The 13,466-nt window shown below is 57.6% G+C and carries 13 protein-coding genes, 1 tRNA gene and 1 pseudogene; 5 read left to right on the top strand and 10 right to left on the bottom strand.

Annotation, left to right across the window (positions count from 1 at the left end; translation table 11 throughout):
- Genes tmk through ACR0DY_RS07235 form a run of 3 tightly spaced genes read right to left on the bottom strand, consistent with a single transcriptional unit; the run spans position 1 to position 3,087 of the window.
- Positions 1-627, bottom strand: a complete 627-nt coding sequence (tmk, locus tag ACR0DY_RS07245) for a dTMP kinase (RefSeq protein WP_480486178.1) — start codon at positions 625-627, stop codon at positions 1-3.
- Positions 624-1,790, bottom strand: coding sequence for a D-alanyl-D-alanine carboxypeptidase family protein (locus ACR0DY_RS07240; protein ID WP_480486176.1), 1,167 nt, complete (start codon positions 1,788-1,790; stop codon positions 624-626). Before ACR0DY_RS07240 ends, tmk begins: the two co-directional genes overlap by 4 nt.
- A 16-nt stretch (positions 1,791-1,806) precedes the next feature.
- Positions 1,807-3,087: an SPOR domain-containing protein gene (locus ACR0DY_RS07235; RefSeq protein ID WP_480537462.1), complete on the bottom strand. Its 1,281-nt coding sequence runs from the start codon at positions 3,085-3,087 to the stop codon at positions 1,807-1,809.
- A 202-nt stretch (positions 3,088-3,289) separates the two neighbouring features.
- Between ACR0DY_RS07235 and ACR0DY_RS07230 the strand changes: the two genes are divergently transcribed.
- Positions 3,290-3,379 (top strand) — tRNA-Ser (locus ACR0DY_RS07230).
- 375 nt (positions 3,380-3,754) lie between these two features.
- Here the strand turns inward: ACR0DY_RS07230 and ACR0DY_RS07225 are convergent.
- The 3 genes from ACR0DY_RS07225 to ACR0DY_RS07215 are packed head-to-tail and all read right to left on the bottom strand — an operon-like array spanning position 3,755 to position 6,074.
- Complete coding sequence (locus ACR0DY_RS07225; protein ID WP_480545714.1) at positions 3,755-5,434, bottom strand: recombinase family protein; 1,680 nt, start codon at positions 5,432-5,434, stop codon at positions 3,755-3,757.
- Positions 5,431-5,847: a DUF2924 domain-containing protein gene (locus ACR0DY_RS07220; RefSeq protein ID WP_480481759.1), complete on the bottom strand. Its 417-nt coding sequence runs from the start codon at positions 5,845-5,847 to the stop codon at positions 5,431-5,433. Before ACR0DY_RS07220 ends, ACR0DY_RS07225 begins: the two co-directional genes overlap by 4 nt.
- Positions 5,844-6,074, bottom strand: a complete 231-nt coding sequence (locus tag ACR0DY_RS07215; protein ID WP_480481758.1) for a DUF3489 domain-containing protein — start codon at positions 6,072-6,074, stop codon at positions 5,844-5,846. The genes ACR0DY_RS07220 and ACR0DY_RS07215 overlap by 4 nt, the downstream gene beginning before the upstream one ends.
- 464 nt (positions 6,075-6,538) lie before the next feature.
- Here ACR0DY_RS07215 and ACR0DY_RS07210 point away from each other — a divergent pair, with 464 nt between their 5' ends.
- From ACR0DY_RS07210 to ACR0DY_RS07195, 4 genes and pseudogenes are all read left to right on the top strand, one after another.
- Complete coding sequence (locus ACR0DY_RS07210; protein ID WP_480898016.1) at positions 6,539-7,933, top strand: site-specific DNA-methyltransferase; 1,395 nt, start codon at positions 6,539-6,541, stop codon at positions 7,931-7,933.
- Positions 7,926-8,360, top strand: a complete 435-nt coding sequence (locus tag ACR0DY_RS07205) for a DUF5681 domain-containing protein (RefSeq protein ID WP_480898014.1) — start codon at positions 7,926-7,928, stop codon at positions 8,358-8,360. Before ACR0DY_RS07210 ends, ACR0DY_RS07205 begins: the two co-directional genes overlap by 8 nt.
- 6 nt (positions 8,361-8,366) lie before the next feature.
- Positions 8,367-9,824, top strand: a complete 1,458-nt coding sequence (gene terL, locus ACR0DY_RS07200) for a phage terminase large subunit (protein WP_480898012.1) — start codon at positions 8,367-8,369, stop codon at positions 9,822-9,824.
- 152 nt (positions 9,825-9,976) lie between these two features.
- Positions 9,977-10,837: pseudogene (locus tag ACR0DY_RS07195) on the top strand (transposase); the annotation flags it as partial.
- Here the strand turns inward: ACR0DY_RS07195 and ACR0DY_RS07190 are convergent.
- From ACR0DY_RS07190 to ACR0DY_RS07175, 4 genes are read right to left on the bottom strand one after another with little or no spacing between them, the layout of a single operon-like run.
- Positions 10,804-11,085 (bottom strand): dihydrodipicolinate synthase family protein, encoded by a 282-nt coding sequence (locus tag ACR0DY_RS07190; RefSeq protein WP_480545712.1) that lies wholly within the window; start codon positions 11,083-11,085, stop codon positions 10,804-10,806. The pseudogene ACR0DY_RS07195 and the gene ACR0DY_RS07190 overlap by 34 nt on opposite strands.
- A gap of 17 nt (positions 11,086-11,102) precedes the next feature.
- Positions 11,103-11,462, bottom strand: a complete 360-nt coding sequence (locus tag ACR0DY_RS07185; RefSeq protein WP_480481753.1) for a dihydrodipicolinate synthase family protein — start codon at positions 11,460-11,462, stop codon at positions 11,103-11,105.
- A gap of 10 nt (positions 11,463-11,472) precedes the next feature.
- The gene (locus ACR0DY_RS07180) at positions 11,473-12,723 is read right to left on the bottom strand and encodes an NAD(P)/FAD-dependent oxidoreductase (protein ID WP_480481752.1); all 1,251 of its coding nucleotides are present in this window, start codon (positions 12,721-12,723) and stop codon (positions 11,473-11,475) included.
- Between the two features lie 28 nt (positions 12,724-12,751).
- Positions 12,752-13,459, bottom strand: coding sequence for an SDR family oxidoreductase (locus ACR0DY_RS07175; RefSeq protein WP_480476254.1), 708 nt, complete (start codon positions 13,457-13,459; stop codon positions 12,752-12,754).
- Positions 13,460-13,466 lie beyond the last annotated feature (7 nt).

Below are 13,466 nucleotides of genomic sequence, written 5' to 3'. Positions count from 1 at the left end.
CTATCGCAAAGCAGCCTGGACGATTTCTGTCACATCCTGCGCAACGCTGTCCATGTCCCGGTTACCGTCCACCACGCGGAAACGGTCGGAAAACTCATGGGCCAGTGCCAGAAAGCCAGCCCGCATTTTCCTTTGTAGGTCCGGGCCGAAATCTTCGAACCGTTCTTCCGCGCCTTGCCGCCCTTTGGCGCGGGACAGGCCGGTATCGGGGTCCATGTCGATCAGCAGCGTCAAGTTCGGCTCGCGCTTGATCATCAGGCTGTGCAGCTGATCAACAAGGCCGCGCAGATCGCCCCGCGACAGGCCCTGATACATACGTGTGCTGTCGGCAAAGCGGTCGCAGATCACCACTTGCCCTGCGGCAAGTGCGGGTTCGATCGTACGTTCCAGATGGTCGCGGCGGGCGGCCGTGAAAAGCAGGATTTCCGTTTCGGCCGACCAGCGGTCGGGATCACCTTCCAATACCAGGCTGCGGATTTCCTCCGCGCCGGGTGAGCCGCCCGGTTCACGCGTCAAAACGACCTCATGACCCTGCGCCCGCAGTTGATCCGCCAGCATCCGCGCCTGAGTTGACTTGCCTGATCCGTCAATGCCTTCGAAAGTCAGAAATAACCCCGCCTTGGTCACATCGACTCCAGTGGGTTATTGATCACGTCTTTCAGAACTATGCCGCCAACGGTCAGCATACGGACGACAAATCCACCAATTGCAACGTCTTCCGCTGCCACCAGTGGACGTCGAATTTCCGGCAATCCTTCAGGCTTGATGACAAGTTCGGCCAGTTGCTGGCCTTTCTTGACCGGCGCATTGATAGGACCCTGATAGACAACTTCAGCCTTGACGTTTTGTGTGCCCAGAACCGGAAACAGAACCGTCAGATCGCCGTCAGGTACAAGACCAACAGTCTTTTTCTCGCCCATCCACAGCTTGGCTTCGGCTATCGGCGTTTCCGCGTTGGCAACTGTCCTCTCGACAAAATTTCGAAACGACCAGTTAACCACGGCCTCAGCCTCCTCTGCCCGTTGACCGGTGCTGTCCAGCCCGCTGAGGACAAAGATGACACGGCGATCGCCTTGTTTGGCAGACCCGACCAGGCCGTATCCGGCCTCCTGCGTATGGCCGGTTTTCAGGCCATCCGCGCCAATGCTCAGTTTCAGCAATGGATTGCGGTTACGGGCATTCGACGGCGCACGGCCATCGAATTCGAATACCTCTTCTGAAAACAGGGGGTAGTATTCGGGAAAGTCGGTAATCAGCCTGTCGGCCAGAACCGCAAGATCATGAACCGACATCATATGTCCGGCGGCAGGCCAACCGTTCGAGTTCGCGAAATTCGAGTTGTTCATACCGATCTGCTTTGCGCGCTGGGTCATATAGCGGGCAAACCCGGCCTCTGTCCCGTCAGGGCTTAGCGCCTCGGCGAGGACCACGCAGGCGTCGTTGCCTGACAGAACGATGATGCCGCGCAGCAGGTCCTCGACCCGAACCCGGTCCTGCGTGTTCAGAAACATGGTCGAGCCGCCATAGCTCATCGCGTGTTCGGACACGGGCAGGGTTTCGTCCAGCGTCAGTCTTCCGTCACGCAGCGCTTCGAAAGCAACATACAGCGTCATGAGCTTGGACATGGATGCAGGAGGCAAGGGCTGATCGGCGTCTTTTGCCAAAAGCACCGTACCGGTGGTCTGATCGATCACATAAGCCGCGCGGGCGGATGTATCAAAAGCCTGAGCCGGGATTGCCAGTACAGCAAGCCCAATGGCCAGAACAGAAGTTCGCAATGAGGATAGCATGTTACGCCTCCTTGTATCAGTCGGACACGGTGAACGCATCTTTGAAACCAAGGTCCTTTACATCTTTTTGAATGGCCTTGCGTTCGGCCCGGGTTGCGGCAGGGCCAACCAGGACCCGCCATACTGTTTTGTTTTCGGTTTTCAGTTCCCGCACAACAGTCGACATGCCATTCCGGCGCACTTTCTCGGCGGCGGCATTCGCATTTGCTTCGACGCTGAACGTGCCGATCTGCACAAATGGTTTGCTCAGCGGAGACGCAGCGCCTGTTGCCGCCGCTGCGGCAGGAACCGCTTCGGTCGCGTCAATCGCGGATGCAGCGCCTTCGATGGGATCCAGTGGCGTTTCGGTGATCTCAGTGGGGTCTTTCTTTTGCCACCACTTCCGTTTTGCAGGCTTTTCAGCGGGGGCTTCGACCGGCGCGTCCGACAACGCCGGTGCAGCTGCGGCTGCCGCAACATCTGCGGCCACATCAGCACCGCCTGTTGCTGCACCCGCCGCAGCCACGGTGGCTCCCGCCGCTGCCGCTGCTGGCTCTTTTTTCTGCCACCACTTCCGCTTGGCGGGTTTTTCTTCAGCGGGCTCTGTTGGGTCCTCAGTGGCTGATGCCGCAGCTGTGGTCGTGTCCGTACCTTCGGTCGCTGCGTTGGCAGAACTTGCCGCATCCGCCGCAACCGCTGCCGAACCGGCTGCTGCCGCTGGCGCCTTCTTTTGCCACCATTTCGGCTTGGCCGGTTTTTCGGTATCTGCCGCGGATGGATCGCCGGTGGCCGCGGTGTCCGACACCGCAGCCGTATCTGCCGCCTCGTCTTCCGGTGTGGGCGCGTCCTCTGGTGGTGATTCCTTTACAGCTTCACGGCGCAAAGCGACCACACTGACCTTTGTCGGCGCGCCCGCCAGCATTCCGAGCTGTTCCGCAGCAGCAGATGACACCTGAAGCGCCGGGCCGGGCAGGTTGCGTTCACGTCGGAACAGGGCCCCTGTTACAGACTTGTTGTTTGCGGTGTTCGTAATTACGACACGCTCGGGCTGGGATACTTCCGGGTAGGCAACCCAGATCCCGCCCAGCGAGGGCCTGCCATCCCAAAGCCCCGCTTCGGTGACCTGAAAAACCTCGGGAGCTTCGACGTCACGCTGCGAGCCCGAGGCTACCTCGGGAAGGAGTTCGGTTTTGTTTGAGTTTTCTTCAGGTTTTTCAGCCTCTTGAAGAATATCTTCACACCCGCTTAAAACTGTCAAAGTCAACGCCAGATACGCCAACCGTTTCGGTCCCGGGCGTGTCATGATCGCTCGCTTCATCTGCTTATCCCTTGCCTGAAGGGGTCTCGTCCTCGGAACCCCGCTGCCGGTCTGCTGGTTCTGCTTGCCAGCCTGTTTCGGTCTATTTCGGGGATCATAACGCGGCTGAAGAGTCATGGAAAGACCGCTGCGCGGGCTTCGGCAAGAAATCCCGATTTCGACTTGCCTCTGGCCGAACTTGCGCTTAGACCCTGCCTTCGACGGGGAGGTGGCAGAGTGGTCGAATGCGGCGGTCTTGAAAACCGTTGGGCGTGAGAGCGTCCCCAGGGTTCGAATCCCTGTCTCCCCGCCACCCATACCCGTCTCACTTCAGTTGTGTTTTCTGACCCGGAATTGTGCCGCAATTTCCGCGAGTTGGCGCGTGCGCTTTCAATCAGAGACGGAGCAGACTGTACATTCAGAGCGCAATTCCGGCCGCAGTCTCAGTGCCGCATTTTGGCGGGGTCGCTTTGGGCTGGATTTCCCTGATACCCGGCAATTTACAGGGAATTTTCGTGAAACGGGTCTGAGTTCGGTCATTTCTCCTGTCAGAACTGCATGTTTTTCAGAGGTTTATGTTGCAAATTCCCTAAAAAGCGGAACAGGGAATTTTCTCGCGGGAACAGGGAATTGTTCCAGCGGATCAGGGAGGGCGAACCCTGTATCAGGGACGCAGGATCTGAAGCTATCAAAAGCCGAACTGGCGTTCCTGTTCGGACCAATTAAGTGGGTGGGTCACGCTGACCAGACGCTTGAGTGTGAGTTCGGGCGGTTGGGTCCCGTCTAGAATCGCGGCCTGAATCTTCGGGGAGAGAAACGCGAGCTGGGCGCGGGTGCGGATGAATGCGCCGGGAACGCTTTCACGGCGTGCAATTTCCATCAGTTGAATCCCGGCATTCAGATCGCGCGCCCAGCCATGGGCGCGGAGCAGCATGGACTGGAGGTGAGGATCGGGTTGGGGTGAAATGTCTCCAGCGATGATCTTGGCCTCGACACCGCGGCGGCGCAGATCGAAAGATGCGGTGACGTGGGTGAGATCCGGGTGCAGATGATCGGCCGCGATGCCAAGTGCGCTTGCCAGAGTTTTGGGGTTAAATTCGAGGTCGATCTGTCCTCGTGCAATTTTGCCTTTGGCCATAAGAGCAGCGCCGACCTGACCGCCTTGGCCTAGAAGCCGGGTTACTAAATCTGCAACTGTAGTCTGCACTGCATCGGCTGACCCGGCCTCCGGTTGCGCCAGTACTTGGTGCGCCGCGGCTGCGTCTTGCAGATGTCTGACGATGACATCAATGACTGCGTGTTCCAGCGCCGGGCCGGGCAGTCGCCAGCCGGAGAAATCCTTGCCACCCGAGATCAGTCGATTGGAGACGTAATAGCGCAACCGTCGGCCTTTGCGTGTGGTGTGGGTCGGCGTCAACCGATCACCTGTTTCGTCCTGTAGCAGACCGGTGAGCCAGGCGCCGGGGTCATTGGAGTGTTGGCGCGTATCAGAGCCGCCGCGTGCACGGGAGCGATTGGAGGCCTGTCGCATTTTTTCCTGTACCCGGTCCCAAACACGTTGGTCGATGATCGCCGTATGTTGTCCGTCCCAGTTCTTATTCTTGTGGCGAATTTTTCCGAGATAAACCGGGTTGCGCAGCAGGTAATAGATCTGACCGCGTGACAGCGGACAATCCCCTTTCATGCTTCCATCCGCCCGAACAACCCGTTTCGACCGCAGGTCTTCTGCCGTTGCCCGTTCTTCTACTTTGCGCAGGCAACCCAGCTCGTCATAAAGCCCAAAGAGATGCCGGACCGTTTTCGCTTCCTCTTCATTCACGACCAGCGTTCTTGCCTTCGGATCGGGGTGGCGGTCATAGCCGAGGGGCAGGTTGCCACCCATCCAAAGCCCCTTTTTCTTGGACGCCGCGATTTTGTCGCGAATACGTTCGGCGGTGACTTCCCGTTCAAACTGAGCAAAGGACAACAGCACATTCAGGGTCAACCGACCCATGGATGAGGAGGTGTTGAATGCTTGTGTGACGGACACAAAGGAACAGTTTGCCTGTTCCAGCCGTTCGATCAGCTTCGAGAAATCGGCAAGCGAGCGGGTCAGCCGGTCAATCTTGTAAACCACCACCATGTCAATACGCCCGGCATCGATCTCTTCAAGAAGGCGTTGAATGGCAGGGCGTTCGAGTGTACCGCCGGACAGGCCGCCGTCATCGTAGCGCCCGGGTAGTAGGGTCCAGCCTTCGTGTCGCTGGCTGGCGACATAGGCTGCGCAGGCCTCATATTGCGCATCCAGCGAATTAAAGTCCTGATCCAATCCATCTTCTGAGGACTTGCGCGTGTAGATGGCGCATCGGATTTTACGGCGCGGGCTCATTTGGCCGCCTTGCCGGTGAGCCCGAAGAAACGCGGCCCTGACCAATGCGCACCGGTAATCTCTCGGGCGTTGGCCGAGAGCGAGTGATGGGACCGACTGTTCCAGACAAAGCCGTCCTCTGTAACGTCCACTACATGGGTCACGCCATTCCACTCGCGCAGCAGGCGCCCGCCGGGTTTAAGAGCAGGGCAGGCTGGCCGGGGTTTTTTCTCGGAACCCTTTTCCAGCGTGGCTTTGACCTGGCGGGGTAGCCCGCCATGACGGCGGGACTGCATCTCAAAGGCGATAAAACGGCGCAGGAAGGGTTGGCTGAGCATGGCGGGGGCTGGTTGATCAAACAGTTTCTGCCAGAGCGTGACCAGATCCGATCGACCCATGGCGGCGAGATCGGCGACATCGCTCGTCTTGGTCATGACGTTTCTCCAGTTCCCGCCGCCAGATGATATGTGGATGCTCCATTTGGTTTGTCGGAGGTCCGCCGTTCAATCGTCGCGCCTTTCTTCCGAAACCCACTCAATGCCGCTCGGACCGAATGAGGCTGCCACCCCGTTGCTTTGCAGAGCGCCTCAAGGCTGGCACCGTTCGGGCGATGCAACAAAGCTTGCACCTTGTCAATTTTGGTTTGTTTGGATTTGGACATGTATCGTCTCCTCTGATCTGGGGCTGGCGGAATGCCGAACCCCGGTACCGAGGAGCGCCCGAATGGCTCGGGCGTGGGTTCAGTGATGCGTGGTTCACAGCAACAGTCCAGCTCTTTCTGGGGCGATCTCTGGAGGGGTGTGTATTGCAGGGCGTTGCTGCCGCACCCCCGATTATTCGTCAACAATCTTAATTGGTTACTTTTTTGTTTGGGGGTTGCAATTGCAAAAGCCCGTGCATAGATTCTAGCCAGCCCTGCAAGGGACAAGGTCCCACGGGGAGGTGAATACATCTCCCAGGCAGCATTCGGCGCCGCATTTCTTGAAGCGGATAAGACCGAGAGCATTCGAAGGGGCAACGAACCGGATCGATTGGTCCGGAGAGTTGCTACTCGTGCTCTCTCCGAATTCCCAACACGATCCTTTCTTGTCGACGCTAACAAGCGTCAAACGAAAGGAGGCGGCTATGTCTGCCAAAAAACCACAGAGCGACGCCAAGGCGTCCAACACGCCGATCTGGATGGCGGACAAAGTCGTCCAATCTCAGATCAGCCAAATCAAGCCCTACGCCAACAACAACCGCGTGCACGCGGCCAAGAATATCGACAAGCTGAAAGCGTCGGTGGCCAAGTTTGGCTTTGTCACCCCGATCTTGTTGGATGGTTCGGGCACAATCATCGCGGGTCATGGCCGCTATGAGGCCGCTAAAGCCCTGGGGTTGAAGTCTGTGCCGACAGTTGTCGCGGATCACTTGTCAGACGCAGAAGTGCGGGCTCTGCGCATTGCGGATAACAAGCTGGCGGAATTGTCCGACTGGAACGAAGCTGCTCTGCAGATCGAGTTTGCCGAGCTGATGGATCTCAGCCTTGATGGTGAACTGGACTTTGATCTGGATATCACCGGGTTCGAAACACCGGAGATCGACATTATCATCGACTGCGCGGATGAGGTCACGGAGACTGAAGCGGAATCTGTTGAGACGCCGAACCCTGAGGCACCCGTAATCACGGAGCCTGGCGACCTCTGGGTTCTCGGAGATCATCGCATCTTCTGCGGGGATTCCTTGCAAGCCCAGAGCTACGACGCCTTGCTGGATGGCGAGACCCCGCAGATGGTCTTTACCGATCCGCCTTACAATGTGCCGGTCAATGGGCATGTCCGTTGCGGCACCGGCGGCGATCATCGCGAATTTGCCATGGCGTCGGGAGAAATGTCGGACAGCGAGTTCCGCAGCTTTCTTTCAGGCGTGACCAACCGGCTGTTTGACTGCTTGCCGGACGGTGGCATCGCGATGATCTGCATGGACTGGCGTCACATTGAAGAACTGATTGCGTCCGGCAAGGCAGGTGGCTTTGATCTCATCAATCTCTGCGTCTGGAACAAGACCAATGGCGGGATGGGCAGCCTTTATCGTTCCAAGCACGAGCTGGTTTGCATCTTCAAGAAACCAGGTGCGCCGCATATCAACAATGTCGAACTGGGTAAACACGGGCGCAACCGAACGAATGTTTGGGATTATGCTGGTGTGAACAGCTTTGGAGCAGGGCGCGAGGCGGATCTCGCTGATCATTCCACAGTGAAGCCAACGGCCCTGGTGGCAGATGCCATCATGGATGTGAGTCATCGCGGTGATGTCGTGCTGGACGCCTTTGGCGGGTCCGGCGCGACCTTGCTGGCAGCTGAGAAAACCGGACGGCAGGCGCGCTTGATTGAGCTCGACCCGGCATATGTTGATGTCGCCATCCGCCGCTGGCAGGAGATGACCGGTGAGAACGCCGTGCACGCGGTGACCGGCCAGACGTTCGATGCGCATTCTGCGGCAACCGATGCCACCTCAGAGCTGGAGGCGGATCATGTCTGACGATACGAAAGAGTATGAGGTCGGCTACGGCAAGCCGCCCAAAGCAACCCGGTTCCAAAAAGGGCGATCCGGAAATCCGAAAGGACGACCGAAAGCTGCCAAAGGCGTGAATGCCAGCCTGAAACGCGAACTGGAAACCAAGATCACAGTCCGCGAAGGCAACCACGAAACCCGAATTTCCAAGGCGGAGGCAATTGCAAAGCGGCTCATGGCAGGTGCTTTGAAGGGCGACACGAAATTGCTGATGGCGCTTCTTAAGGTCGACTCTGATCTGTTTGGCGGTTCAGATGATGGGAGCGGACAGGCCAGCGCTGCTTTGGAAGGGCCGGATAAGGTCGACTACGACATCCTCCGGGATTTCTTTTCCAGCCAATTGGACGGTGACGGCGGTGCGGAAGATGAGGAGGCGGAAGATGACGGCTCCTGATCCAAAATGGTCCTGCAAGCCGCGCGCGAGGTTTGCCGGGGCAATTTCTTTCCCTTTGTTTGGCGTGTGTTTGACACGCTGCACCAAGGAACTGACCACAGCTTTGATCCGGCTTGGCATGTGCGGGCCATGTGCCATGAGTTGGACAACGTTCGCGTCGGCGAGAACAAGCGGTTGATTATCAACATTCCGCCCCGGTGCCTGAAATCGGTCACCGTGGCCGTTGCCTATGTCGCTTATCTTCTCGGTCATAACCCCAGCGCCAAGATTATTGTTGCCAGCTACGGGCTGGATCTGGCACGCAAACATTCCGAGGATTGTCGTCGGATCATGTCTGCGCGCTGGTACCGGGGAATGTTCCCTGAAACGGTCTTGGCTAAAAAGGGCAACACCTCAGAAGAAATCCGCACCACAAAGGGAGGCAGCCGTAAGGCTGTCTCCATCGGAAGTTCTGTGACTGGACATGGCGCTGACTACATCATCATCGATGACCTGCTGAAAGCCGGCGATGCGGGCTCCGAAGCTGAACTGGTCAAGGCACAGGAGTTCATTGAGGGGACCTTGCTGTCGCGCTTTGACAACCCTTCCGAAGGGCGTGTGGTTATGGTTGCACAGCGGTTGCACGAGATGGATCCGCCGGGTTATCTGCTGGACCGCGGTACCTATCGGCACCTGAACCTGCCTGCCATCGCCGAAGACCATGAGACAGTGCCTCTTGGGCGTGGAAGGGTCATGTGCCGCAAACCGGGTGATCTCCTTTGCCCGTCCCGTTTGGATCAGGACACGCTGGATACCAAGCGTCGTGAAATGGGCGCAGCCGTGTTCAATTGCCAGTATCAGCAGAACCCCATTGCTCCCGACGGGTCACCCCTGCGCTGGGAGTGGTTTGGTACCTACAAGACTATCCAAGATCGCCGCTGGTATCAGCTTGTCGTTCAAAGCTGGGATACGGGGATGTCTGCGGATCCCCGGTCCGACTTCTCGGTCTGTACAACCTGGGGGTTCCGAGAAAATGCGTGGTACCTTCTCGACGTCTGGCGTGGGCAGGTGGACTACCCAGACCTGAAAGCCAAGGCACTGCAGCTTGTCAGTCGCTGGGATCCGGATCGAGTTCTGATCGAGGATGCCGCTTCTGGCAAACCGCTTTTGGACGAATTGTTTCGTGATGACCGTCGGCGCTATGAACGCATTAGACCTGACAAGGACAAGGAAACCCGGTTCCAGTCCGCGTGCGGTCCTATCGAAGAGGGCAAGGTGTATCTGCCTGCAGACGCGCCCTGGCTGGCGGCGTTCAAACGGGAACTGCAGTCCTTTCCACGCGGTCGCAATGACGATCAGGTCGACAGCTTTGCCCACTTTCTGAACTGGTCCAAGGGATTGGGATTCTACCGCGCGCTAGGCCATGATCATCAGATAAACATCGAACGTCGCGAGCGCCGTCGCGAGCGGATCAGACGGCGGTAGAACAGAAACCAAAGTTCGAGGCCGGTAGTCGGCCTAGAACCGCCCAGCGAAACCTTGGTCATTGGGTCCGAACGGCGTATTTTGTTGAAAAACTCGGGCTTGATCGGTTGGTAAGTTGCTGATTCAATTCTTCCTAAAGGGAGGGATCAGCCATGATGGGACCGAGACAGGAAGCGCAAGCGTCGCTGTTTTACGAGTTCTCGCTGGAGGATCATGTCCCGCAAGACCACCTTTTGCGCTCGATTGACCGGTTCGTCGATCTGGGCAGCATTCGCGCGCACCTTACGGATTTCTACAGCCACACGGGCCGGCCCTCCGTCGATCCCGAACTGCTGATCCGCATGCTGTTGGTTGGCTATTGCTTCGGTATTCGATCCGAGCGACGGCTCTGCGAAGAGGTGCATTTGAACCTGGCATACCGCTGGTTCTGCCGTCTCGACTTGAACGACCGGGTGCCAGACCATTCCACGTTTTCCAAGAACCGGCACGGCCGTTTCCGGGAAAGCGAACTGTTGCGTCGTCTGTTTGAGACAACTGTGGCACGCTGCATTGAGGAAGGTCTCGTCAGCGGCCAGCGCATGGCGATTGATGCCAGCCTGATCGAAGCCTATGCTAACAAACGGAACTCAACACCGAAGGAAGACTGGGACGCGGCAAGCATTGACCCGGCAGATGCGTCCCGCGCGGTCCGCGAGTATCTCGACACGCTGGACGAGGCGGCATTCGGCGCGGCCAGCGAGGTACAGCCCAAGTTCACCTCACATTCTGACCCCGCCAGCCAATGGACTGCAGCCCGCAAAGGCCCTGCATTCTTCAGCTATTCCGACAATTATCTGATTGATACGGATCACGGTGTAATCGTCGATGTCGAAGCCACCAGATCAATCCGACAGGCAGAAGTCGGTTCAACAAAGACGATGTTGAACCGGGTCAAAGACAAGTTCGACCTGCACCCAGAACGGTTAATCGCAGATACCGCTTACGGTTCCGGCCCCATGCTGGACTGGCTGGTGAAGACAAGTTCGACCTGCACCCAGAACATAAAGTCCAAAGCGATGTCGTCCGAGCCTGAAATCAGTTGGATCTTGCCTTCATACCGAGTGGCAATATCGATTGCGCGCTGCAACACACCCGAGCTCTCCTTGATTCCGATGACACGCGGGTTGTCTGCGAAGTGATCTATCAGCTCGAAACTGATATCGCTGCCGTCCTTGGCCGGGTAACTGTAAAGCACCAGATTCACATCAACCTCGGCCAGCACAGTTTCATAGTGCCTGATCAGTTCGTCCTGCGTCGGACGGGTGTAGAAAGGCGGCGCAACAGCACGTTGTCATAGCCGATCTCCTTGGCCATGGCGGTCTGTTCGATCACTTGCCGTGTAGCGGGCGCGTTGGTGCCGGCGATCAGAATCTCGTCATCGTTGGCGAACTCCTTGACGAATTGCAGAACCTGCTGCCGTTCCTCGGTCGACTGGCTGAAATATTCGCCGGTCGAGCCATTTGGCACCCAGCCCGTCACGCCCGCATCCCGGAAATGGGTCAGGAGGGTTTCGAAGGCGTCAAAGTCGATCTTGTTCGCCGCATCAAACGGTGTGACCAAGGCGGGCATGACACCCGAGAGTTTCACATTGTAGCTCATATCAACTTCCTCAGATTACGGCGCGTTCGATGACGCGTTCGCCTTTGGCAAAGCGCTCATAGAGAAACGGTGACAGGTCCATCGAACGAAATTCGCCATAGATGATTTGCTCGGCGACACCCCGACCTACTGCGGGGCCTTGTTGCGATCCATGCCCTGATGATCCGTTGGTAAAATGGAAATTCGACACCTCGTCATGCGGACCTATCACCACGTTGAAATCGAACGTGTTGAAATCGTAGTGCCCAATCCAATAGTCGATGACTTCAACATCCTTGAACTGTGGAATACGGTTGCGGATGATCGGGTGAACCTTGTCTTCCCAGATGGTTTCCTCTGCCGAAAAGTCGTCTGGGTCGACGGTTGCATCCTCGCCCAGAGGCGGACAGCCAACCAGGTAATCATCGCCGAATTGTCGGAAATGCACGCCTGTCGGGTCGATGGTCAGGGGCAGGTCGCGATCCAGCGGTTTTTTGGCGCGGAAAATGAACGTATAGCGCCGCTTGGCTTGAATATCGAGTTTGACACCGGCCATACCGGCGATCGTTCCGACACGGGTTCCTGCGGCATTGACGATGGCGCCCGCCGCAATGACTTCGCCTGTGGCGAGGGTCACGCCGGTTACCTTGTTGCGGTCGCGCGTGATCGCGGTGACTGTGTTCTGAACATAGTCGACACCGCCTTCGACCGACTTTTTGATAAGCCATTCGATCATCAGAGGGGCGTTGTAATAGCCTTCGTCGACGGTGTTCAGGCTGCCCGCTTCGATGTCATCGAGGTTGTAGAACGGATACGCTGCCGCAATCTCTTCGGGCGCCACCATTTTGGTGCCTGCACCACATTCCTCCTGAACGCTTTGGTCCCGTTGCAGAACCTTGGTCAAATCCGGGGAGTCAGAGAGATAGAGATAACCGAAGTTGCGGATGCTGAGTTCGGGCACCTTCGGGTCACCGCCCAGGTTTTTGCGAAAATCGCGCACGAACTCTGCCGCGTACTGCCCAATCTTCACGTTGATTGGGTTGGCAAACTGCTGGCGCATGCAGTTGTTCGAGGCCCCGGTCTGGGCCTTTGAGAAGGTCGGGTCGGGCTCAACCACAAGAACCTTGCCCTTGAAGTCAGGATTCGAGGCCAGAAACCACGCAGTGCAGGCCCCCATCGTGGCACCGCCGATAATCACGACGTCATAGGCATCATGCTTCGGGGTTGCTGAAAACACAGGGAGATCCATCTCCCAAGAGGAGTCTTTCGAAGTCGGTTTCATGATTTTGTCTTTCGCGCTGGAACTCGGATCAGACCGAGCGTGTAATGCCGCCATCCACGCGGATGTTCTGGCCAGTTATATAGGCACCGCCTTCCGAGGCCAGGAAAGCCACGGTCGCGGCAACTTCGTCATACGATTTGCCGTACCGCTCCATTGGGATCTTCGCCAGGAAATCCGGGTTTTCCGGCAGGCTGTCGATGAAGCCCGGCAAGACGTTGTTCATACGAACGTTGTCGGCGGCGTATTTGTCCGCAAACAGCTTGGTATAGGCCGCAAGCCCCGCTCGCATCACGCCCGAGGTCGGGAAAACCGCATCGGGTTCAAACGCGGCAAAGGTCGAGATGTTGATGATCGTGCCCGACTTCTGTTCAAGCATAATCGGCGCTACAATCCGCGTGGCACGTACAGAGTTCAGGAAGTAAACCTCCATGCCCTCATGCCAGTCGCCGTCGCTGATTTCCAGCACCGGCGCCCGCGGACCGTGACCGGCCGAGTTGACCAGCACATCGACGCGACCCCATTTCTCCATGGCCGCATCGACGAGCTTCTGCATGTCCGCGCTGGATTTGTTGGTGCCGGTCACGCCGATACCGCCCAATTCCTGTGCCAGAGCCTCGCCCTTGCCCGACGAAGACAGAATGGCGACATTGAAGCCGTCAGCCGCAAGCCGACGGGCGCTGTCTGCTCCCATGCCGCTGCCGCCGCCCATAATGATCGCTACTTTCTTGTCAGCCATTTTCCGT

Source organism: Ruegeria sp. O6 (assembly GCF_056535045.1).
The sequence above is the reverse complement of the archived record's forward strand: the minus strand, read 5'-3'. Positions and strand labels throughout refer to the sequence as shown.